Origin of the sequence: Odoribacter sp. N54.MGS-14, from assembly GCF_000980295.1 — a bacterium.
Taxonomy (GTDB): Bacteria; Bacteroidota; Bacteroidia; order Bacteroidales; family Marinifilaceae; genus Odoribacter; species Odoribacter splanchnicus.
On record NZ_LARL01000005.1, the window covers coordinates 14,779 to 35,186 of the forward strand.

The following is a 20,408-nucleotide window of genomic DNA, read 5'->3' on the forward strand; positions in this document are numbered from 1 at the left end:
GTATGAAAGCAAAGATATTGGCATTGATCATAGGGTTGGGAATGGGATTGGTGTTCTGTTCCTGTGAAAAAGACCTCGAAAAGTATTCGGGTACGGACTATATACGTTTTGTATCGGTGTTTGAAAAGGACAGTGTGGATTATAATTTCGGATTGGCTGGAAAGACAACGACAGATCGTATTGGCATAGAAGTGAAAGTGACAGGCGAAGTGTTGGATTATGACCGCGAATATAAGGTAAAGGTAAATCCGGCAAGTACGGTTCAGGAAGGGGTGCATTTCAATATTCCGGCGCAAAACTGTAAGTTGCGGGCCAATCGGGTTACGGATACACTTTGGGTTGAAGTGATGAATACAGAAGAATTGAAAGCGGAAAAATTGTATCTGCAGTTGGATTTGGTGGAGAGTGCCCATTTTAAATTGTGTTTCCCGGAGAGTAATAGTTGTAAAATATATCTGACTGATCGGATCGTTCGGCCCGGATGGTGGGATGAGTGGCATGAAACCGAAGGATTGGGTAGTTATTCTGAAACGAAATATCGTTTGTTTATCCGGATTAGCGGTACTTTTGATTTGGAAAATATTGCTTATCCGGAAAAGAGGGCCGCTATCCTGAAGTTTAAATATTATCTGGAAGAAGAAGCCGCTCAGGGACGGGTAATCATGGATGAGAATAATCAACCTATGCAGGTGAAGATGGTGGGATAGTAATAAAGGGGTACCAATTAAATTTAGATCGAGTTATGAATAAGATATATATATTGTTACTGGCATTACTGGTAATGGCCGGTTGCTATAAGGATAAAGGAAATTATGATTATAAAACAATGTATGCAATTGAAATTGATGGGATCGATGAAAGTAAAAAATATGAACTCTGGTTTGGAGAACCTTTTACGATGCCGGAACCGATTATTCGTTTTACCGATAGTACACAGGCACATGATGATCTATCCTATCAATGGAAGCTGGATACGTTTGTGGTTTCTACTGAAAAATGTCTGAATGTTACTTTTGGGATAGAACCCCAAGGGTGGAATGATATTTTCGGTGCTTTTAGCGTTAAAGACGAACGTACGGGAATCTCATATAGTCAGCGTTTTCGGGTGACTTTGCTAAGTAATTTTACGAATGGTTGGATGTGGATGACTGAAAATCAAGGAAAAGCGGAGTTGAACATGTTGGCGAGCAGTAAAAAGTTTTTTCAGAATGTTTATACGGCAGTTAATAACAGGGAATTGGGGCCTAAAGCTTATGGAGTGGTAGAACATTTTGATGCCGGTTTGAATGCAAACGGTGTATTGGTGATGGCCGGAGGGCCGGGATCGGACGGACCGGTAGAATTAGACTGGAGTAACCTTCGGAAAGAGGTGTGGACCGGAGAGGAATTTGTCGGCGGAAGCTTGCCGGAAGATTTGCAAGAAATTAAGGCAGCTTGTTTTATAAAGAATTATTCCTGTTTGGTTTCCGGGTCCGGGAAATTGTATGTCCGTTATTCTCCCGGAGGGTATTTGTACCAGGACCGGTATCCGGATTTTCCTTTCTACGGGGATTATAAGCTCTCTTCTGTGGTGGGGTATAGTTTCCCTCCTGATTATAATGTCGCTTTATTTTATGAAGAAAATGAAGGAAGATATTTGTTTTTGGATAACGGAGAGTTACGGGGATTAGATCAGGTGGAGGATGCGGGACAAAAATTCAGCCTGGTTGATCCTGATAAAGAGTTGATCTATCTGGCTCCGGCTTCTCAGCAGCAGGGGAAGAGTTTGTTTTATGCCGTTTTGCGGGATAAGTCGGATGGAAAATATTATACTCAGCGTTTTCAATTCGGGATCGTGGGAGGACAACCGACATTGACAACAATTGCACAGGATGTATTTCCGGCAGTTGTGAATGAAAAGACCCGTTTTGCAGTGGGATATACAACGAAGGAGGCTTATTATTCTCAGGGAGCACAAATTTTCCGGTATAATTTTGAATTGAACGATACTCCGGTAGCTGTAGCCGATTTTAAAACAGGAACAATAACAGCTTTTACCCTTGATTCTTATGGAGAACAGTTCGGTGTGTGTGTACAAAATGGAAATACTCATGACTTCTATTGGACGAGTACGGATGGACAGGAGTTCGAGCATGTGAAACAAATTCTCGGAGAAGTCAAAGGTTTGATATATAAATCGGGTGGTTCTTGGAAGTATGAATAATATCTAATGGAATAAAATTTGATGAGAAGATTAGTTGTTTTATTTTGTCTGTTCTTGTTGTGTATACAGGAAATATATGCACAACAGCAGGTGTCTGATGAGCTGCGTGCTTATAATGATTATCTATTGAGTTTATCCTGCTATAAAGCTTCGGGTGAGTTGAATATGGCTATCGGTGAGAAGTTTATGGAGGGAGATATTGCCGGAGTACGTCGGCTGTCGGCAGAGAGAGAAAAGTTATTGATGCAATCCATTGATAGTGTATTGGCTTTCCGTGCAGATGCCAAAAAAAGTGAAGCGGCGGCACAGTTGGTTACCCGGTTGGTATTTAATCTGGGATTTGAAAATACCGGAAAAGTATTGAATCGGTTTGAACCGGGATTTGATCCTTTGTGTTTACAGGAAGTGAGACAAAGTTTAGAGAAGGAGAGTAAAGTGCGTCCGGGAATGCCTGCTGCCGATTTTAAGGTGTTCGACCGGGAGGGAAAAGAGTATACCTTGGCTAGCTTTAAGGGAAAATATATTTTTCTGGAATTCAGTGCATCCTGGTGTAGTTGGTGTAAGAAGGAAATTCCTTCCATCCGGCAGGCTTATGAACGGTTTAAAGATAGTGTGGTGTTTATCACCATTCATTTAGATGATAACCGGGATAAATGGTTGAAGGACCTGGAAACTCATGCTGTGCCCTGGTATTGCCTGACAGATCTGAAAGCCTGGAAGAGTCCGGTGGCTAAGGCATATAATATTGCCGGAGTGCCTAATTGTTTTATCATTGGTAAAGACGGTTTGATCAAGGCGAAGGAGTTGCGCCGGGAAGAGATTACGCAACAGTTGGAAAAGTTATTGGCTGCCGGCAAAGGAATTCAATTCAGGACCGGTAGTTTTCAGGATGCTTTACAAGAGGCTGAAGCGACGGGTAAACTGATCTTTTTGGATGGTTATACTTCGTGGTGTGCTCCTTGTAAAATGATGAATACTACTGTCTTCACCGATCCGGAAGTGGGGCACTTCTTTAACGAGCATTTTATCAATGTTAAATTTGATATGGAAAAGGGCGAGGGACGGGAGTTATTGAAGCGTTATGGGATGCAGGTATTTCCAACTTATTTATTGCTGGATGCAGCAGGGAACGAGGTACACCGGGTCGTTGGCGGACATGATGCCGGTGAATTTATCCGGCTGATCCGGGAAGGAATGGATCCGGAAAATTCGATTGCAGGGATGCAGAAACGTTATGAAACAGGTGACCGGGAGGCTGATTTCCTTCGCCGGTATATTACGACTTTGGGGGGGGGATATCGGTTTGATAAAATTCCGGCCGTATTGGATGAGCTTTGCCGGAAAAATGGAGAGACGGTTAACGAAGAGGACTGGCAGCTGATTCGGCGTTACCTGTCGGATCCTTCGTCGTATACATTCCATTTTGTCGCAAAACACCGGGAATTATTTACTGCCTATATTGCTCCGGAGGAACTGGAAGCATGGATTCAGAAAGTACTTTACGTTCCGGTATTCAATACTGTCAACAGTCTTGTATTTGATGAGAAAGAATATGATGCCGGACGTTTTAAGACTCTGAGGAAGGATATCAAAATTGTTCGGCCGGAACAGAAAAGTTATTTGTTGTCCATATTGGATTATTACGATGCATTTCGGATGGATAAAATGGATAAAGTACTTTCTATTTTTAAAAAACAATTTATGTCCCTTCCTGCTTCGGACCGTTGGGGATTGACGATGCAATTAAATGCGATGTTGTGTGCAAAAGGAAATAAAGCTCAGTGTGAAGAAGGATTACATATATTCCGTCAGCTTTTTAATCCGGTTGATCCTATACTGAAAAATTTTGAAAATGCTTTGAATAAACGGATCGGTTCGTTATAGATCACGGAAATGTGGCGATTGTGTGGAGCCCCCACACAATCGCTCCCGTTTCTGGTGCGCTGTATTATACTTTTGAATACAATCTTATCGGCTATTCGGGCTTCTTACCTTTGTATCCCGGCCGGGCACTGAGTTGAGTCCTGGTAAACTCAGAAAGAAAACTTATAGGTTAGCTGGAAACATTTTTTTGTTGAACCTTAGGACTGGTTTTGTGTTGTTGTTTTTATTTCTTTCATTTGTGATATAAAAGGCAGATGCATGATGGAAAACCAGTATTGTTATAAATATCCCCGTCCCGCGTTGACGACCGATCAGGTTATCTTTGGATTCGGCGAGGGGGAGTTGAGGGTATTATTGATCCGGAGAGGGAACGAACCGTTTAAAGGGAAATGGGCTTTGCCGGGAGGTTTTATGGATATGGATGAAGATGCAGAAACCTGTGCCCGCAGGGAGTTGGAAGAAGAAACCGGATTGAAAGTAGTGAATTTCGAACAATTATATGCTTTTTCGGATGTCGATCGTGATCCTCGTTATCGCGTTGTCAGTATCGCTTATTATGCTTTGGTCAGATGGGAGGATTGTAAAGTGAAGGCAGGGGACGATGCCGATAGGGTCCAATGGTTTCCTTTGTCCGGAATACCGCCCCTGGCATTCGATCATCGACGAATTCTGCAAATGGCTGCCGACCGATTAAAGTTAAAAGCCCGGTATCGGCCGATCGGGATCGATCTGTTGCCCCCTGAATTTAAGATGGCCGATCTTCGGCATTTATACGAATCGGTTTTACAGTGTACACTCGACCGGGATAATTTTCGTAGAAAGATGGTAGGGACCGGATTATTGGTCGATGCAGAACAGGAAAATCGGGCGAAGAACGGTAGGAAGGTCAGGTATTATCGCTTTGATCGGGTAAAATATCGGTATTTTACGGAAAAGGGTTTTTATTTAAAATGGGAATAATGAAGATTACCCGGATTCAGGCGGAAGCTGGGGGTATGGAAGCCTAAGGTCGACGGACAAGTGGTGCCGGACTATTTAAAGGCATTATGTACATACGATCTGGCCTGAGCCTTTAGGTGCCCGTTTTACAACGACAACGGCGCTGAGGTCGAATTTTTAATCGAAGGCATATGATAATCAAAGATTTTACAGATAACGATCTCTACAAATTTACAACGATGAATGCCATTCAGAAGAAATTTCCGGATGCCGAAGTCGTATATCGTTTTGTCAACCGGGGAGAAACCGATTTCCCGTCAGGATTTGCCGAAGCTTTACAGGCAGAAGTGGAAGAGATGCGCGGATTGACTTTGACCGACGAGGCCGAACGGTTTATGCGGCGAAAATGTTATTATTTCGATTCTGTATTTTTCGATCTCTTGAAAGGATATCGTTTCGATCCTTCAGAAGTAAGGATTCTGCAAAATGGGGGTAGCCTGGAACTCGAGATCCGTGGATTATGGTATCGTACGGTACTCTGGGAGGTCCCTTTAATGGCGATGATATCGGAACTTTATTTTCAGATGACCGGCCAGTTTGCCCGGCAGGTGGAAGAAAAAGCGATCCATAAAGCCCGTCGTTTTGCAGAGATCGGTGCAGAAATATCGGAATTCGGCACACGGCGCCGCTTTTCATTCGAGGTACAGGATCGGGTGATCGGAATATTGAAGGAGTATTCCGGCAAATACTTGAAAGGGTCCAGTAATGTATGCCTGGCGATGAAGTATAACCTTACTCCTATGGGAACTCATCCCCACGAATGGTTTATGTACCATGGGGCACATTATGGCTATCGGTCTGCCAATGCTCTGGCTTTGGCTAATTGGGTGGATGTGTATGACGGGCATTTGGGGATAGCCTTGACGGATACCTATACAACCGATAACTTTTTCAGCAGTTTCGATACGCAATATGCTAAGCTATTCGACGGGTTGCGTTGGGATAGCGGTGATCCTTATGTATTTACCGAGAAAGCTTTGAAACATTACCGGGAGAAACGGATCGATCCGCGGACAAAGACCGTGGTCTATAGCGATGCTCTCGATCTGGAAGGGGTAGAAAATATTCGCTCCTTTGTGAACGGACGATTACATGATGTTTATGGGATCGGTACTTTCTTGTCTAATGATGTCGGAGTAAAACCGCTGAACATGGTAATCAAAATGTTCGAGTGTAAACCTCAGGGAGGAAAAGAATTTTGGCCTGTCGTAAAGCTTTCCGATGTGGAAGGTAAACATACGGGTGACCCGAAGGAAATAGCCCTTTGCCAGGGATTGTTAAGGATTTGAGCGGATAAAACGGTAATGACGGATAAACGGTCACTACACTGGAAATTGGAGGGGCGATAGATTACACTTATTCGATCGTAGCTTTTGCCGGCATCGTAAAATGCGGAATTTTAGTTTGCCGGACGATCCTGTTCGCTGGAGGTATCGCTATGCAGATGGGCCAGAAGAAGTTGGGAATGTTGTAATGAACGGATGAAATTGCAGCGTTCATATTCGTTTTCACAGAGTTCTTGTAATATTTCGATCGATTTGCGGTAACATTGCTCTGCTTTCGGATAGTTTTTTAAATGTACTTCATAAAGTTTTCCCAGGCTTCGCTGGCATTGTGCCGTTGCAGGACGATACCGGTATATATCTTCCCGGTCGAATTCGGATCGGGTATCCAGACTGGCCGAATACAGCCGTTCCGCCGAATTGAAGCGTCGCATGTCGACATATAGATTGCCTAACCGCCATTGGGTTATTGCTACATCTTCGAGGTAAATCCACCAATAGTTTTCTGCCAGTCTCTTTTGTATTTCCAACATTCGCAGTAATATTTGTTCGGAAAGTTCCAAACGATTCGAACGGTTGTATAGGTTTACTAAAAAGTCCATAATCTTCAATTTATGACTCTGTATGATGATTCTGCGCCCTGAATATTTTTCGTAGTTCTCCAATGCCTGAAGAAATAACTTTTCAGCTGAATGGTAATCTTTATAATCATACCAGTAAATTTGAGCCAGATTAGCTTGTAATTCGGCTATTTTAGGGCGATAGACGTTGGGCCTTCGGGAGAGGTTGGATCGGTATTCGGCGATATGGTTATGGATTGTTGTGATCATTTGTTGTATTGAGTCGATTTCGGTATTTTCTTGAAATAATATTTCGGATGTCATAATCTTAAGATTTTTTAATCGATGGTTTTTACTTTTTGTCGATAAATCTATTTACGGGCTGATAGATGAGGATATGTCAAAGAACGATATAAACCGGACCCATTACGGATCTTGGTTTCACTTCAAACAGTGATAAATAAATTTAACGGTAACTGGCAGTCCGGATATCCGGCGGTATCCGGACAAACAATTTGACTGCGGTGGTATTTTCGTGGCAAAGATAGTGATTATTTTTTATACAAAGAAAGTTTTTTCAATGACATTAGGCGCTAACTTGATTAGCGGGAGATTCGTATATGCTTTGTTAATCCTGTCGGAGAGATATTAAAAGTGTATATTTACAAAACATTTTCCTTTGAAGAAATACCGGAGGCACAAAAGTTGATGGAAGTTGGAAAAGTGGTGGTGAGAGTAGGAAAGAAGACTTCTGAGGAGTGAAGATTGAATTTTTAGAATAGGAGAAAATGAATATCGATTTAAGTCCGATCGACCGCCGGAAAGTAAAAAATCTGGGTGAGGTTTTGGAGATGAATAATGAGGTGCTGGGATTAATGAGCAGATATCTTACGGTATGTCCTGATTTTATCACGAAAGAACTGATAGAGGGGATCACCGGTGAGTGTGAAATTACGTTAGCAGAAGCCTATACCAGCTTGTTGGTCGCTGCTTGTGGACTGGATGTGGAAAATAATCCCCGGGATCGTTATCTGTCGACAGCTTATCTGAGGTCCGGTATCCGCCGGCTCGATCCGCAGGAATATCGGATGAATCCTTATTACCGGCAAATTCGGATTCCTGAAGCTCATTTTGGAAATTGGAAGCTGACCATTGAAAAATATAAACCCTATGAAGCGTTTGTTTGTGATGATATCCGGACCGATGAAGAGTTGAAAGAAATTCCACAGATCGGATTTTTCGATACGGAATTTTCATTCCCGGCAGTCATGGAGGACGGGCAGGAGTGGATGGCTATTAAACCGAATGAAATAGAAACCATGCGGCAACCCATAGCCAGGGCAGCGGGGCAGGTTGTTGCTTTCGGACTCGGAATGGGGTATTATGCTTTTATGGTTTCTGAAAAACCGGAAGTGAAAACGCTGACTATTGTCGAAAGGGACGAAAATGTCATCGCTCTGTTCCGGGAGCATATCCTTCCTCAATTTCCTAAAAAGGAGAAGATCGATATCGTTCGGCAAGATGCTTTTGAGTTTGCGACGAATTGCATGTCCGACGGCTATTACGACCATGCTTTTGTGGATTTATGGCACGATGTATCCGACGGATATCCTCTTTACAAGCAAATGAAAGCTTTGGAAAAAAATAGTCCGAATACCCTTTTTTCTTATTGGATCGAGGATTCTTTGCTTTCTCATCTGCGTTGGGAATTATTTCACCGGATGTCGGATCTGCTTTCAGCGACTGCACCTGCCGGAGAGCCAGTCATCCTCCGGCCGGTATATACTTACGAGCAGTTTGTCGCTTGTCTTCGCAATCCGTTTTTACGGAAGCTGGCAGGGACCGGGCTTTTATAATTGATATAGAGTGAGAAAATAAAAAGGATAGTTATATGAAAAGACGTTTGTGTCCGCAATGTAAAATACCGAATTTCTATGTGTTGAACGAGAAAAAAGAACGGCGTTTGGTGTTTGTGACAGTTGAGTTTGAGGTTATTGCCGCCAAGGAGGGGGAGAGTCTCGAAGGGTTCGACCTGACTGTGATTTATTGTTTGGGATGTTCCTGGAGCGGTTCACCTCGTCGTACGGTACGTTATTGAATATAAGATGGTTTAATAATTTGAAATCGGAATACGATGAAAAAAGTAAAGATAACGGTGTTGAAAACCACTTTGGACGAAGAGTTGGTAAAAGAGTACGGAGCAGAAGGTTTGAAGGCTTGTCCGATGTTAAAAGCCGGGCAGGTATTTTATGCCGACTATGCTAAACCCGAGGGCTTTTGCGATGAGGCCTGGAAAGCGATCTACCAATATGTTTTTGCGCTTTCGCATGGAGCGGGTGAAACATTGTTTTATTATGGCGACTGGATCAGAAAACCCGGGGTAGCTATATGTAGTTGTAATGACGGTTTGCGTCCTGTCATATTTAAACTGGAAGCGACCGAAGAGGAATCGGTTATCGACTATACGCCGGTGAGGTAAGAAGTGAGTTTACCCCTAAAGGATCGATAAGCGGTTGTGTCAACCTGGGTGGTTGGGTTTACAGATCGCTGACCGGTCGGGCCCTGCGAGGGACACTGATCCCCACAAGCCTAAAGGCATGGCTTGTGGGGGGGAGGGAGGGAGCTATTCCAGGTATCTCTTGAGCATAGCAGCTGAAAAAAGGATCAGGGAACGGGTAGGAGGTAAAGTGGCGAATCCGTTGAGCATCCCCCAATCGTGGATCACGCCGTTGAAACGGATGGTGGTGACATCAACACCTGCTTCGTCGAGACGACGGCCCAGGGCTTCTCCCTGGTCTCGAAGGATATCGTTTTCTGCAACTTCGATCAAGGTGGGAGGAAGACCTTGTAACTCTTCGGTAGAGGCTTGTACAGGAGAAAGATGAGGATTCAGGCGGTCGTCTTGCTCGGTAAGATATTGGTCGAACATCCATTGCATCAAGGGAATGGTTAGGAAACGTTGCTCTCCGTAGAGATCATAGGATTCCCAGTCGAAATTCGCGTCCGTTACCGGCCACATCAGGATTTGTACCTTGATTTCAGGCCCTTTTTGCTCTTTGGCCAGCATACTGGTGACGATAGTCATATTGCCCCCGACGCTGTTGCCGACGATACCGAGGCGGTGACCGTCTACATGAATTTCATCCCCATGCTCGGCCACCCAACAGGTCGCTGCATATATTTCATCGATCGTTTGTGGAAATTTGGCTTCGGGCGAAGGCGTGTAATTGACGAACACACAGGCGTAACCGGACTCGACTACCAGATCACGGGCCAGACGTTTGTGGGTGGGGTAATCTCCTAATACCCAGCCTCCACCGTGGATGAAGATGAATACCGGTAACTTTTCCTTAGAACCTTGAGGACGGAGGATATTCAGACGGAGCATGTGATCGTCCACTGTGATTGTTTTTTCCGATTCTTCAATGCCGGAAAGGTCTGTTTTTACGCTGGCTTGTGCTGTTACCAACACCTTTCTGGCTTCCGGAACAGAGAGCGATTCCACCGGCTTGTCACCTGAATTCAATACTTTGAGATATTCTTTTGTACCGACACTAAGATGATCGTCTTTCAGATATTCGGGTGCTTTTTTTCGATTTGCTGTCATGATATAAATTTTTATTTTCCGGTTGTACGCAGAAAAGAAAACCGGAGTTTCTCCGTGACAGCCTTTTGTATTAGATGATGACAGTAACAGCGGATAAAGCGATCTGAATTTGATTTTTATCGCTTTGTCCGCTGTTACTCTTTCATTTTCCGGCGCTTTAAATTTTGCCGCTCAAACCGAATTTTTCCGTAAGGACTTTGGCGACATTCGGTGAAAGGAAAGCGGGCATGGTCGGTCCCAGATGGATATTTTTGATACCTAATGACAGTAAAGCCAGTAGTACGATAACGGCTTTTTGTTCATACCAGGCGATATTGTAAACAATAGGGAGTTCATTGATATCTTTCAGTCCGAATACTTCTTGCAGTTTCAGGGCTATGCGTACCAGTGAATAACTATCGTTACATTGTCCGGCATCCAGGACACGGGGAATGTTTCCGATGTTTCCCAAACCCAGTTTGTTGTAACGGTATTTGGCACAGCCAGCTGTGAGTATCACTGTATCGGAGGGGAGAGATTTGGCAAATTCGGTATAATATTCCCGTATTTTCATGCGTCCGTCACATCCGGCCATGACTACAAACTGACGGATAGCTCCGCTTTTTACAGCTTCGACCACCTTGTCTGCCAGTTGAATGACCTGGTGATGGGCAAAGCCACCGACAATGGTTCCTTTTTCAATTTCTACCGGAGGTTTACAGGTTTTTGCTTTTTCGATGATTTCCGAAAAATCCTTTTTCCCGTCCGCATCTGTTACGATGTGTTTACATCCGGGATATCCGGCTGAATTGGTCGTGTACATCCGGGCTGTGTAGGTGGCTGCCGGTAATGGGGGTACGATACAATTGGTCGTGAAAAGGATCGGTCCGTTAAAAGTTTCGAATTCCTCCCGTTGTTTCCACCAGGCATTTCCATAATTACCGGCGAAATGTTTGTATTTTTTGAATGCCGGATAGTAGTGGGCAGGTAACATTTCACTGTGGGTATACACGTCGATTCCGGTTCCCTCGGTTTGCCGTAACAACTCTTCCATATCTTTCAAATCGTGTCCGCTGATCAGGATTCCGGGATTAGAACGGACGCCCAGATTGACTTCGGTGATTTCAGGATTACCGTAACTTCCGGTATTGGCCTGGTCGAGTAGGGCCATGGCCTGTACGCCGAATGTCCCGGTTTGCAGGACACGGGCGGTGAGTTCTCCGACCGACAGGTTACCGATAGCGATATCGGACAAGGTACGTTGTATAAATTCGTGAAGAGCCGGATTATCGTATCCCAGGCGCATAGCATGCCCGGTATAAGCCGCCATTCCTTTGAGTCCATATACAATTAATTCTTTCAGTGAACGCAGATCTTCGTTCGGTTCGCGTAATACCCCCACTTCAGCCGCTTTATCATCATAAGCTTCCGGGGCTCCGTTCCAGGTCAATTCGTCGGCCGAAGGAAAGGTGATGCCGGCTGACGATGCCTGAGCAACCAGACGGTTGCGAAGATTGAACCCCCGATTGATCCGCTCGGTGATGCTTTTTTCGTCGAAATTAGCATTGGTAATAGTCGAAAAGAGGGCGTCGATGACAAAAGCATTGACTTGTGGATCGGGTAATATCCGGTGCGTACGTAAGGTGTGGGCTGCAATAGAAATTCCTCTGATTACAAAGAGCAGCAAATCCATGCGAGCCGAAGTTGTACTGTTTTTACCGCATACTCCGCGGACTGTACAGCCTGTCCCTTTGGCTGTCTCCTGACATTGAAAACAAAACATCGATTCTTTCATAACATTTTATTGATTTGTATACCTTTTACTTTATACGTAAAAAGTAATCTTATAGCCATATTTCTTCTAAAATTTCGCCCTGTAGGCTGATTTTGACCATCTTTAAAGGAATGTTGCGTTTTGCTTTTTGACGGGCTTTCTGGCAAAGGTGCAATAACCCACTGCAACAAGGCACTTCCATGATCATAACGGTCAGGGTGTCTATTCCTCCTTCATCGATCATCGTAATCAATTTTTCGAGATATATTTCTTGTCCATGATCCAGTTTCGGACACGCGATAGCCAGGCGTTTCCCACGAAGCCAGTTGGTATGAAAATCCCCGGCAGAATAGGCTGTACAATCCGCAGCAACCAATAGATTCGCCTTCTTCAGCCAGGGAGCGGTCGGAGACAGTAAATGTAACTGAACGGGCCACTGTTGTAATTCGCTGGGCATCGATACCGGTGAGGTGAAGGTATCCGTTTGGCTTTGCGCCGATGCCGGGATACCGATGGCTTGTTTTTGTGATTCCTCCAATACGTCGATGGCTTGTTGGAGATAATCCTGCTGTCCCTGAGTTGCCAGATGACGGAGATGAGCGGAGATCACTTTTTCTCCTTTGGGGAGCAGGCGTTGCATCACTTTACGTTCGTCATAAGCTTCGGCTTCTCTCTCTTCCAGTTCTATCGCTTGCTGCGGGCATTCTCCTAAACAGGCCCCCAAACCGTCGCAATAGAGTTCGCTCACTAGAACGGCTTTGCCCTCGATCAGTTGCAGAGCCCCTTCGTGACAACCTTTTACACAAAGACCGCAACCATTACACCGGGAGTCGTCGATTTTAATTATCGTGCGTTTCATATTTGTCTGTTTTAATGTAATGACAAAAATCGGAATCTTATTACAGAAGAATTGTCACAAATGTTACAATGGAAAAAAATATGGAGGGGAATTGTGCTATATTTGGGGAGGAGAGTTGCTGAGTTGTAGAGTTGCTGAGTTGTAGAGTTGCTGAGTTGTAGAGTTACTGAGTTGTTGAGTTACTGAGTTATAGAGTTATGAAGTTGTTGGGTTATTGGGGGAAAAGGTGTTTGCAGGGAGAAGGATAATAAATAATAAACAAGACGGATGATGGATTATAAGAAATTGGCAGAGGCTCCGGTTTTCAGAGGGCTTTCAGAAAGGTTCCTGGAAAATTTTATCGGTCGTACTCCGAATGCTTTGCGTGAGTTTGGTATCGGTGATTTTATTGCTTTACAGGGGACGGTTTGTCAGTCGTTGTATTTGTTGTATAGTGGCCGGGTACGGACTAATATGGTGAATGAAGAGGGGAAACAGGTGACGATAGAAGAGATCGAAGCTCCCCGTTTGTTGGCTCCGGCTTTTATTTTTGCTACAGACAACCGTTTCCCGGTAAATATTACCACTTTAACAAATTGTGAAGTGCTGGTTTTGAACCGGACTGATTTTGTAGACCTGATGCATCGGGAAAAGATAGTGATGCAAAATTTTCTGCGGATCATTTCCGACCGGAGTATTTTTTTGAGCCGTAAGTTGAATGCTTTTGCCTTACAGGATTTGAAAACCCGCTTGCTGGCTTATCTTCGCGAACATGAAAATCCGCGTAGTCGACAAGAGATCGCCGATATCCTGGGAGTGGCACGTCCCTCCTTAGCCCGGGTATTGTCGGAATTGGCCGATGAAGGATATCTCCGGATCGAAAAGCGGAAAATCACTGTCGTACAGCATAAGATCGATTGACGGGGATAAGTGAGGTGAGCAGTTTGGGAAGTCTCAACAAACTAAAAGTTTCTAAACACGAAATTCCTGCTCTATAGCTTTATTTTTGCCCGAATCCGGCTCAGTGACTGCGGGGTGATCCACAGATAAGAAGCGATGTGTTTTTGCGGGACATGTTGCAATAATTCCGGGGTTTCCCGGATTAAAGTCAGGTAGCGTTCTTTAGCACGCGGACTGTCATTACTGAGTAACCAGTTTTCAGTGGTAAGCAATTGTTGCTCCATCAGACGGCGCCCGAGGTTGGCTAATCCAAGGGATGAATCGAATAACTTGGTTAAAAGATGGCGCGGAATACTGTATGCGATACTGTCATTACAGGCTTCTATAGAGATTTGGGAGATCGAATTGTCGGCATATCCCCAGATCGAAAAGGCTATTTCACCGACAGAAGCAAACCAGATAGTCGTATCGGTTCCGTCTTTCAGATAATGTCCTCTCCAGATTCCTTCTTTGATCAGGTATAAATTGCTATTGCGTTCTCCTTCAATGACAATAGCTTCTTTTTTTCTAAAACGTACTTCCTGCATTTGTTCTGTCAATGCTTTTACATCCGTTTCTGAAAGGTTATACCTTCGGCAGAATTTCTCGATAAAGACTTCCATAGTTGATCTGTTCTTTTTGCCCTGCAAAGATAGTGCTTAATTTTAGATTAAGGTAGTCGTAAGGGCGGCGGACAAGACCGAAAGTTCTCCACAGGAGTAAAGCCGATTTCGGTAAATTTAAGACTTCTGTTTCTGCTTTTCGTGCAGATAAAGGCTGCCGATCAGGAGAAGGGTGAGTACTTCTGCCAGAGGGACGGCCAGCCATATTCCTTTTACATCGAGTAATATAGGAAGCACCAGGAAGCCCACCAGCATAAATAGTATCCCGCGTAGCAGGGTGATGACGGTAGCCCGATGTGCCCGTTCGATACTTTGATAATAACCGATTCCAATCATATTGACGGCGAAAAATATAAAGCCGAAGGCAAAGTAAGGCAAACCTTTCACTGCAATCTGATAAGCTGCATATTCCGGTCCGATAAACAGAGCGACAATCTGGTGGCGGAAAAGGGCGGTGAGGGTGAAAAAACTTATTCCGCAGAGGAGTGCTGTTCTGTACATCAAACGGAGGGTTTGTTTGATCCGTGATGTATCCCGGAGACCGAAATTATAACTGAGGATCGGCTGACCCGATAACACGATTGCGTCGTATATCATAAAAATAATCGGGAAAAAATAACAAGCGATACTGAATGCTGCTACTCCGTCTTCTCCTAAATGACTGATGAATACGTAATTTCCCAGAAACATCATAAAGGCGATGGATAGTTCGGTGACAAAGGCCGATGAACCGAGCTTAACCATATAACCGATATTCCGGGCGGTAAGTTGCATACTTTTCCGGCTTAATTTGATTCGTTGCAGATGTAAAGTATGTGACCGGCGCAGCAGATAACCAACTGTCATCAGTCCCCCGATCGTTGTCCCGAGACTGGTTGCAAAGGCTGCCCCCATCAGTCCCCAGCCGAAACGGAAGATGAAAATATAATCGAGGAGGATGTTGGTTACTGCTGCTATAGCATTACACATCATGGCATAATTGGGGGAACCGTCTAAACGGATGAAGAACATCCCTGCATTCAGGATTAGATAGAATACCAGAAAAGGAATATACCAGATCATATATTCCATAACGCCGGGCAATAGGCGTTCCGAACTTCCCAGCAAGTGGGCCAAAGGTTCTAAAAACAGACAACACAGGGCGGACAGAATCAGAATGAGTAAAGAAGCGAATCCGATTGCCTGGGTGATATTGATATTCGCTACTTTTACTTTCCCCTGGGATAAGTGAATAGAAGCGACTACAGATGCGCCCATACCGAACATCAGGCCGATACCCGTCGTGATCATAAACAAAGGGGCAGTGATGTTAACGGCTGCTAAAGCATCACTACCGATTCCTTTCCCGACAAAGATACCGTCGGTGATTACAAATACTGCTGAAAATATCATTCCTAAAACTGTCGGAATCAATAATTTTCTGAACAAGGTCGAAATGTTCATGCTTCCGAAATCAATACTGTCTCTCATATTCCTCTTTTTTTGAATTTCGTCGCAAAGGTAAGGCAAACTATAGGGTAAAAAATTACCAAATGATAACTTCTCGGTTATTTTTTATGTGGAATTATTCCGGTCCTTGTTCGTCTTCGGTATTCGTGTTGGGGGACGCGGTCGCTTCTGTCGGTCGTCTGGCTTTTTCTTTCACTGACCGGAGGAACTCCTCACTGTGCAAAAAACTTTACGTTACGTTTCCGTCAGACACCACCGGTCGGTCGTTCAGAAAAAGCAAGACGACACTCGCCAGAGCTCCAATGGTCCCCGAACACGAACATCTTCGACTCCCGTTATCACTGCCTGGCAAGCTAAACCGGACCTGAAAACCATAAATTTCAGCGAAAAAAGATTTTCCGGTAAAGTAACCCAACTATCCATAATCCGATAGAGGTGAGCCGGTATTTTATTCTATAAAATTTTTCTAATTTTTCCTTTGCCAGGTCGTGTTAACGTGAGATGCAGGGTTTATGCCGAAAGACCATGGGAGCAGGACCGTTCCAGGCGAACCGGTCTGACGGCACAAAACCCGGAATCGGAATAGAAAGAAAAAATAAACCTACGAATATGTCATCGGTCCACAGCGTAGCATGATCGGCCTGGCATTTTTACGAAAATCTTTTGTTTTAAAAATAGTGATTTCAGTGATGACTTCGGTAAATTTGCCGGAAAATTATGATTTGAATATGCATTATTCTCAGACAATTTTGCCAACTTGCGGCGGTAAAGATCGGATAAAATGGGTACATTGACAGATATTCGGATGGCATGTCATCAGTTGGCAGAACCTGAATTCGGGCATCCTGCCGATTTGGTCGGTTGGATGGGAGCCATGCAGGCACAAGATTATACCATGTCGAAATGGGCTGTCGGGCTGCGTTTGAAGTCGGCTACGATTGCGCAAGTAAATGAGGCCCTGGCGAAAGGGGAAATTGTGCGGACTCACATTATGCGTCCTACCTGGCATTATGTTGCCGGAAAAGATTTACGCTGGATGTTGCAACTCACTTCTTCCCGGCTCAAAAAGGTGATCGATTCCTGGGTGAAAGCCAGTGGACTGGACATTTCAGAAAATCAATATACTCAGTGTAATGATTTGATCGGTAAGATGCTGTCCGGAGGAAACTGCCTCACGCGTGAAGAGATAGAAATGGAGTTGGGGCATGCCGGTGTCCCTGTTACCGGCGATCGGGTAAGACGTTATGTGCTCCGGGCCGAAATGGAAGGGATTGTATGTAGCGGTGCGGATAAGAATGGAAAGCCCGGTTATGCTTTGCTGGATGAACAGGTGGCCCCTGCCTCCTCCTTGCCCAGGGAAGAAGCTTTGGCGCGTCTGGCTGTCAATTATTTTCGTAGTCATTCTCCTGCTACTCTAAAAGATTTCGTCTGGTGGTCGGGACTGACGGTGACAGAAGCCCAACAGGCGATCGGTTCGATTAAAGAACTTCTAGTTGAAGAACATTTTGAAGGACAGGCGTTTTGGGTGTTTGCAGCTTGTCGGAAAACGGAAAATAGAGATCTGATCCAATTGCTTCCTCCTTTCGATGAGTATTTGGTGAGCTATAAAGACCGGACTCCCGTTATTCCGGAAAAGCACCATTCGAAAGCTTTTAACAGGTGGGGGACGTTTTATCCGGTGATTTTATATGGCGGACAGATTATAGGTAATTGGAGCAAGGTGAAAAAAAAGGAAGGGTTGACGGTAACGGTTTCGTTTTTTGATAAACGATCGAAATGTCCTTTAAAGCTCTTGCAGGAAGTTGAAAAACAATATCGGAAATTTGTAGATGGATATGTCCCGGATTGAAAGAGAAAAAAGAGTGGTCGGGATGATGGTCCGTTTGTATTGCCGGAAGCAGGAAGGGAACGATTGTTTGTGCGAGGAGTGCCGGGCTTTGTTGGAGTATGCGCATGCCCGTTTGGAGCATTGTCCGTTTGGAGAACGTAAAACTTCGTGTAAACATTGTAAAATACATTGCTATAAACCCGGTATGCGGCAGAAAATGCGGCAGGTGATGCGCTATGCCGGTCCGAGAATGTTATTTTATCACCCGCTGATAGCTTTGAGACATTTGTTCGGTGATTTTAAATGATCGGGAAAGAACGCCGGTCGATGCATTTTATGAACTTTATAGACTTTATAGGCCGATTTGATTCTAGGTTTATTTTTTCTTTCTATTCCGCTTCCGTTTTTTATATCGTCAGACCGGTTCGCCTGGACCGGTCCGTTAAGGCTTTCCTTCACTGACCGGTGGAAGTGACCGGGTCGACAATTCCGGTCACCGGAGACGAATAAGTAACGAAATAAACTTACTTTTGCAGTTGTATATTTAAGGAAAACGCATGGAACAAGGACTGGAATATTTCGGTGTATTGACGGGTTTGCTTTATCTCGGTTTGGAGATCGTTCAGCATCGGGCAATGTGGATTGTCGGGTTTGTTACTTCGTTTGTCTATATCTTTGTTTTTTTCTTCTCTAAATTCTATGCCGACATGAGCCTGAATATTTATTATGTCTGCATCAGTATATACGGTTTCTGGCAATGGCATAAGGGAAAGGCTGTACAGGAAGGCACTGAAGTGCTGATATTGTACCGTCGTTTGAATATCAGGCTGATATGGGGCATTACTGTCGTAACTGTTTTTTTGTACGGTACGTTGTATTTCATTTTGTCGGATTATACCGATTCGCCCGTATCGGCCGGAGATGCTTTTACCACAGCTTTGAGTATTACGGCAACGTGGATGCTGGCCCGGAGAATATTGGAACACTGGTGGTTTTGGGTGGTGATCGACGGGGTGTCGGCATTGTTGTATTATCAGCGGGCTTTGTATCCGACCTGCTTTTTATTTGTATGTTATGGCGTATTAGCGATTGTAGGATGGATCAATTGGAAAAAGAAAGGAAAGTGGTATGATCAAAAGATATAAATGTGTGGTTGTTGCAAACGGTTTATTTCCGACAGGGCAACAGGCATTGGAACTATTGAGGCAGGCTGAATTTGTTGTTGCCTGTGATGGGGCTGTGATCGGATTGGAGAATGGCCGGCTACCGGATGCGGTTGTCGGTGATTTGGATAGTTTGCCGGAACCGGTTCGAAACCGTTATTCCGATCGGATTCACCGGGTGAAAGATCAGGAGACGAACGACTTGACCAAGGCTGTGAATTATGTCAAAACTTTAGGCTTCCGGGAAGTATTGATTCTGGGGGCTACCGGTAGGCGTGAAGATCATACCTTGGGTAATATTTCTTTGCTGGCCCAGTATGTGACTGAATTCGAACGGGTAGAAATGGTTTCCGATTTCGGATGGTTTACACCCTTATACCGGACGACTACTTTGGATAGTGAACCGGGACAACAGGTTTCCTTGTTTTCATTGTATCCTAATGGTAGGATTTCTGTATCCGGACTTCGTTATCCGATAGAAAAAAGGCGTCTCCTGTATTGGTGGGAAGCGACATTGAACGAAGCTACCGGCAAGGAGTTTACCGTTATTCTGGAAGAAGATGCCAGGGTGTTGGTATACCGTACTTTCTCTAGTTTATAAAGTTTATAAAGTTCTTTACGAACTTTATAAACTAATTCCCTTCCGGCAATGGCAGAGGAATGCTAAACGATAAAAACGTCTGCCGGAAGCCTGTTATGCTAATGCTTCTACCAAGCGGGGCATTAATACCGGGAGGGTATGCTCGCATTGAGCCGTGTAGAAATTATCGTCGATCACAGCAGGTTCGTCGGTTGCGATGCCTTTTTGAATAGCGGCTTTGGCCAGAGGATGAATGGCCAGGCGTTTCCCTTCTGTGATACCTGCAATTTCAAAAATTAAACCTGCAGCACAATGTCCGGCCATTATTTTCTTTTTAGTGGCGAATTCCTGAATGACTTTTAATAGATCGACATTGTAAGGTTGGGTCGCATTGTTCTGGAATACAGGTATTGCATCACCACATGAAAATACCAAAGCATCGAATTCGTCGGAATGACCGGACAGATGGGCTATGATATCGTCTGCTTCCAGGGGGATACCTGAATTGGTCCTGATGGTTTTCGTATCGGAAACTGCAAATACTTTGTAAGAGATTCCTTTTTCAAAGAAGGTTTCGAGGTATTGGAATAATCCTGATCCGTTAACCGGATTTACTGCTAATACTGCTACTTTTTTTGACATAGTCGTATAATTTATAAATGAGACAATAGTTATTTTTAGTAAGTTTATTACTTTTGT

At 44.3% G+C, this 20,408-nt stretch carries 20 protein-coding genes; 13 read left to right on the forward strand and 7 right to left on the reverse strand.

The features are described 5' to 3' along the window. Positions 1 to 2: 2 nt before the first annotated feature. From WS42_RS01910 to pncB, 5 genes are all read left to right on the forward strand, one after another. Positions 3 to 707: a DUF4843 domain-containing protein gene (locus tag WS42_RS01910; RefSeq protein WP_013611389.1), complete on the forward strand. Its 705-nt coding sequence runs from the start codon at positions 3 to 5 to the stop codon at positions 705 to 707. Between the two features lie 35 nt (positions 708 to 742). Continuing rightward, on the forward strand, positions 743 to 2,203 hold the full coding sequence (locus WS42_RS01915; RefSeq protein ID WP_046403863.1) for a PKD-like family lipoprotein: 1,461 nt from the start codon (positions 743 to 745) through the stop codon (positions 2,201 to 2,203). 21 nt (positions 2,204 to 2,224) lie between these two features. Next, the gene (locus WS42_RS15235) at positions 2,225 to 4,087 is read left to right on the forward strand and encodes a thioredoxin fold domain-containing protein (RefSeq protein ID WP_087381761.1); all 1,863 of its coding nucleotides are present in this window, start codon (positions 2,225 to 2,227) and stop codon (positions 4,085 to 4,087) included. Between the two features lie 258 nt (positions 4,088 to 4,345). After that, a complete protein-coding gene (locus tag WS42_RS01925; RefSeq protein ID WP_022159981.1) occupies positions 4,346 to 5,047 on the forward strand; it encodes an NUDIX hydrolase in 702 nt (233 codons plus the stop codon). Between the two features lie 170 nt (positions 5,048 to 5,217). After that, positions 5,218 to 6,375: a nicotinate phosphoribosyltransferase gene (gene pncB, locus WS42_RS01930; protein WP_013611384.1), complete on the forward strand. Its 1,158-nt coding sequence runs from the start codon at positions 5,218 to 5,220 to the stop codon at positions 6,373 to 6,375. Positions 6,376 to 6,485: 110 nt separating this feature from the next. Here pncB and WS42_RS01935 read toward each other — a convergent pair whose 3' ends face one another. Next, on the reverse strand, positions 6,486 to 7,253 hold the full coding sequence (locus WS42_RS01935; protein WP_013611383.1) for a tetratricopeptide repeat protein: 768 nt from the start codon (positions 7,251 to 7,253) through the stop codon (positions 6,486 to 6,488). A gap of 464 nt (positions 7,254 to 7,717) precedes the next feature. On the opposite strand from WS42_RS01935, the gene WS42_RS01940 reads away from it, so the two are divergent. From WS42_RS01940 to WS42_RS01950, 3 genes are read left to right on the forward strand one after another with little or no spacing between them, the layout of a single operon-like run. Further along, complete coding sequence (locus WS42_RS01940) at positions 7,718 to 8,785, forward strand: spermine/spermidine synthase domain-containing protein (protein WP_013611382.1); 1,068 nt, start codon at positions 7,718 to 7,720, stop codon at positions 8,783 to 8,785. Between the two features lie 35 nt (positions 8,786 to 8,820). After that, a complete protein-coding gene (locus WS42_RS01945) occupies positions 8,821 to 9,027 on the forward strand; it encodes a hypothetical protein (RefSeq protein WP_013611381.1) in 207 nt (68 codons plus the stop codon). 36 nt (positions 9,028 to 9,063) lie between these two features. Then, a complete protein-coding gene (locus WS42_RS01950; RefSeq protein ID WP_013611380.1) occupies positions 9,064 to 9,408 on the forward strand; it encodes a TIGR04076 family protein in 345 nt (114 codons plus the stop codon). A gap of 144 nt (positions 9,409 to 9,552) precedes the next feature. Here the strand turns inward: WS42_RS01950 and WS42_RS01955 are convergent, their stop codons facing one another. The 3 genes from WS42_RS01955 to WS42_RS01965 all read right to left on the reverse strand — a co-directional run bounded on the left by WS42_RS01955 (position 9,553) and on the right by WS42_RS01965 (position 13,148). Next, positions 9,553 to 10,536, reverse strand: a complete 984-nt coding sequence (locus tag WS42_RS01955; RefSeq protein WP_046450696.1) for an alpha/beta hydrolase — start codon at positions 10,534 to 10,536, stop codon at positions 9,553 to 9,555. Positions 10,537 to 10,693: 157 nt separating this feature from the next. Beyond that, positions 10,694 to 12,310: a hydroxylamine reductase gene (hcp, locus tag WS42_RS01960; protein WP_013611378.1), complete on the reverse strand. Its 1,617-nt coding sequence runs from the start codon at positions 12,308 to 12,310 to the stop codon at positions 10,694 to 10,696. Positions 12,311 to 12,359: 49 nt separating this feature from the next. After that, positions 12,360 to 13,148, reverse strand: coding sequence for an ATP-binding protein (locus WS42_RS01965; protein ID WP_046403861.1), 789 nt, complete (start codon positions 13,146 to 13,148; stop codon positions 12,360 to 12,362). A 270-nt stretch (positions 13,149 to 13,418) separates the two neighbouring features. Here WS42_RS01965 and WS42_RS01970 point away from each other — a divergent pair, with 270 nt between their 5' ends. Continuing rightward, positions 13,419 to 14,048, forward strand: a complete 630-nt coding sequence (locus WS42_RS01970; protein ID WP_022159977.1) for a Crp/Fnr family transcriptional regulator — start codon at positions 13,419 to 13,421, stop codon at positions 14,046 to 14,048. 71 nt (positions 14,049 to 14,119) lie between these two features. Here the strand turns inward: WS42_RS01970 and WS42_RS01975 are convergent, their stop codons facing one another. Together WS42_RS01975 and WS42_RS01980 are read right to left on the reverse strand one after the other, a co-directional pair. Beyond that, positions 14,120 to 14,689 (reverse strand): Crp/Fnr family transcriptional regulator, encoded by a 570-nt coding sequence (locus WS42_RS01975; protein WP_022159976.1) that lies wholly within the window; start codon positions 14,687 to 14,689, stop codon positions 14,120 to 14,122. Positions 14,690 to 14,806: 117 nt separating this feature from the next. Further along, positions 14,807 to 16,159 carry an MATE family efflux transporter gene (locus WS42_RS01980; RefSeq protein WP_046403466.1) on the reverse strand — a complete coding sequence of 451 codons (1,353 nt, stop codon included), beginning with the start codon at positions 16,157 to 16,159 and terminating at the stop codon, positions 14,807 to 14,809. Between the two features lie 760 nt (positions 16,160 to 16,919). On the opposite strand from WS42_RS01980, the gene WS42_RS01985 reads away from it, so the two are divergent. From WS42_RS01985 to WS42_RS02000, 4 genes are all read left to right on the forward strand, one after another. Further along, positions 16,920 to 17,987: a winged helix DNA-binding domain-containing protein gene (locus WS42_RS01985; protein ID WP_013611371.1), complete on the forward strand. Its 1,068-nt coding sequence runs from the start codon at positions 16,920 to 16,922 to the stop codon at positions 17,985 to 17,987. Further along, positions 17,968 to 18,273: a nitrous oxide-stimulated promoter family protein gene (locus WS42_RS01990; RefSeq protein ID WP_013611370.1), complete on the forward strand. Its 306-nt coding sequence runs from the start codon at positions 17,968 to 17,970 to the stop codon at positions 18,271 to 18,273. The genes WS42_RS01985 and WS42_RS01990 overlap by 20 nt, the downstream gene beginning before the upstream one ends. A gap of 250 nt (positions 18,274 to 18,523) precedes the next feature. Next, positions 18,524 to 19,111 (forward strand): nicotinamide riboside transporter PnuC, encoded by a 588-nt coding sequence (gene pnuC / locus WS42_RS01995; RefSeq protein ID WP_022161289.1) that lies wholly within the window; start codon positions 18,524 to 18,526, stop codon positions 19,109 to 19,111. Continuing rightward, positions 19,095 to 19,730 (forward strand): thiamine diphosphokinase, encoded by a 636-nt coding sequence (locus WS42_RS02000; protein WP_022161288.1) that lies wholly within the window; start codon positions 19,095 to 19,097, stop codon positions 19,728 to 19,730. The genes pnuC and WS42_RS02000 overlap by 17 nt, the downstream gene beginning before the upstream one ends. Positions 19,731 to 19,823: 93 nt before the next feature. Here the strand turns inward: WS42_RS02000 and WS42_RS02005 are convergent, their stop codons facing one another. Continuing rightward, positions 19,824 to 20,351: a DJ-1/PfpI family protein gene (locus WS42_RS02005; protein WP_022161287.1), complete on the reverse strand. Its 528-nt coding sequence runs from the start codon at positions 20,349 to 20,351 to the stop codon at positions 19,824 to 19,826. Positions 20,352 to 20,408: the final 57 nt, after the last annotated feature.

Coding starts and splice junctions, on each gene's coding strand:
- WS42_RS01910 (WP_013611389.1), top strand. CDS start 3: ATGAAAGCAAAGATATTGGCATTGATCATAGGGTTGGGAATGGGATTG.
- WS42_RS01915 (WP_046403863.1), top strand. CDS start 743: ATGAATAAGATATATATATTGTTACTGGCATTACTGGTAATGGCCGGT.
- WS42_RS15235 (WP_087381761.1), top strand. CDS start 2,225: ATGAGAAGATTAGTTGTTTTATTTTGTCTGTTCTTGTTGTGTATACAG.
- WS42_RS01925 (WP_022159981.1), top strand. CDS start 4,346: ATGATGGAAAACCAGTATTGTTATAAATATCCCCGTCCCGCGTTGACG.
- pncB (WP_013611384.1), top strand. CDS start 5,218: ATGATAATCAAAGATTTTACAGATAACGATCTCTACAAATTTACAACG.
- WS42_RS01935 (WP_013611383.1), bottom strand. CDS start 7,253: ATGACATCCGAAATATTATTTCAAGAAAATACCGAAATCGACTCAATA.
- WS42_RS01940 (WP_013611382.1), top strand. CDS start 7,718: ATGAATATCGATTTAAGTCCGATCGACCGCCGGAAAGTAAAAAATCTG.
- WS42_RS01945 (WP_013611381.1), top strand. CDS start 8,821: ATGAAAAGACGTTTGTGTCCGCAATGTAAAATACCGAATTTCTATGTG.
- WS42_RS01950 (WP_013611380.1), top strand. CDS start 9,064: ATGAAAAAAGTAAAGATAACGGTGTTGAAAACCACTTTGGACGAAGAG.
- WS42_RS01955 (WP_046450696.1), bottom strand. CDS start 10,536: ATGACAGCAAATCGAAAAAAAGCACCCGAATATCTGAAAGACGATCAT.
- hcp (WP_013611378.1), bottom strand. CDS start 12,310: ATGAAAGAATCGATGTTTTGTTTTCAATGTCAGGAGACAGCCAAAGGG.
- WS42_RS01965 (WP_046403861.1), bottom strand. CDS start 13,148: ATGAAACGCACGATAATTAAAATCGACGACTCCCGGTGTAATGGTTGC.
- WS42_RS01970 (WP_022159977.1), top strand. CDS start 13,419: ATGGATTATAAGAAATTGGCAGAGGCTCCGGTTTTCAGAGGGCTTTCA.
- WS42_RS01975 (WP_022159976.1), bottom strand. CDS start 14,689: ATGGAAGTCTTTATCGAGAAATTCTGCCGAAGGTATAACCTTTCAGAA.
- WS42_RS01980 (WP_046403466.1), bottom strand. CDS start 16,159: ATGAGAGACAGTATTGATTTCGGAAGCATGAACATTTCGACCTTGTTC.
- WS42_RS01985 (WP_013611371.1), top strand. CDS start 16,920: ATGGGTACATTGACAGATATTCGGATGGCATGTCATCAGTTGGCAGAA.
- WS42_RS01990 (WP_013611370.1), top strand. CDS start 17,968: ATGGATATGTCCCGGATTGAAAGAGAAAAAAGAGTGGTCGGGATGATG.
- pnuC (WP_022161289.1), top strand. CDS start 18,524: ATGGAACAAGGACTGGAATATTTCGGTGTATTGACGGGTTTGCTTTAT.
- WS42_RS02000 (WP_022161288.1), top strand. CDS start 19,095: ATGATCAAAAGATATAAATGTGTGGTTGTTGCAAACGGTTTATTTCCG.
- WS42_RS02005 (WP_022161287.1), bottom strand. CDS start 20,351: ATGTCAAAAAAAGTAGCAGTATTAGCAGTAAATCCGGTTAACGGATCA.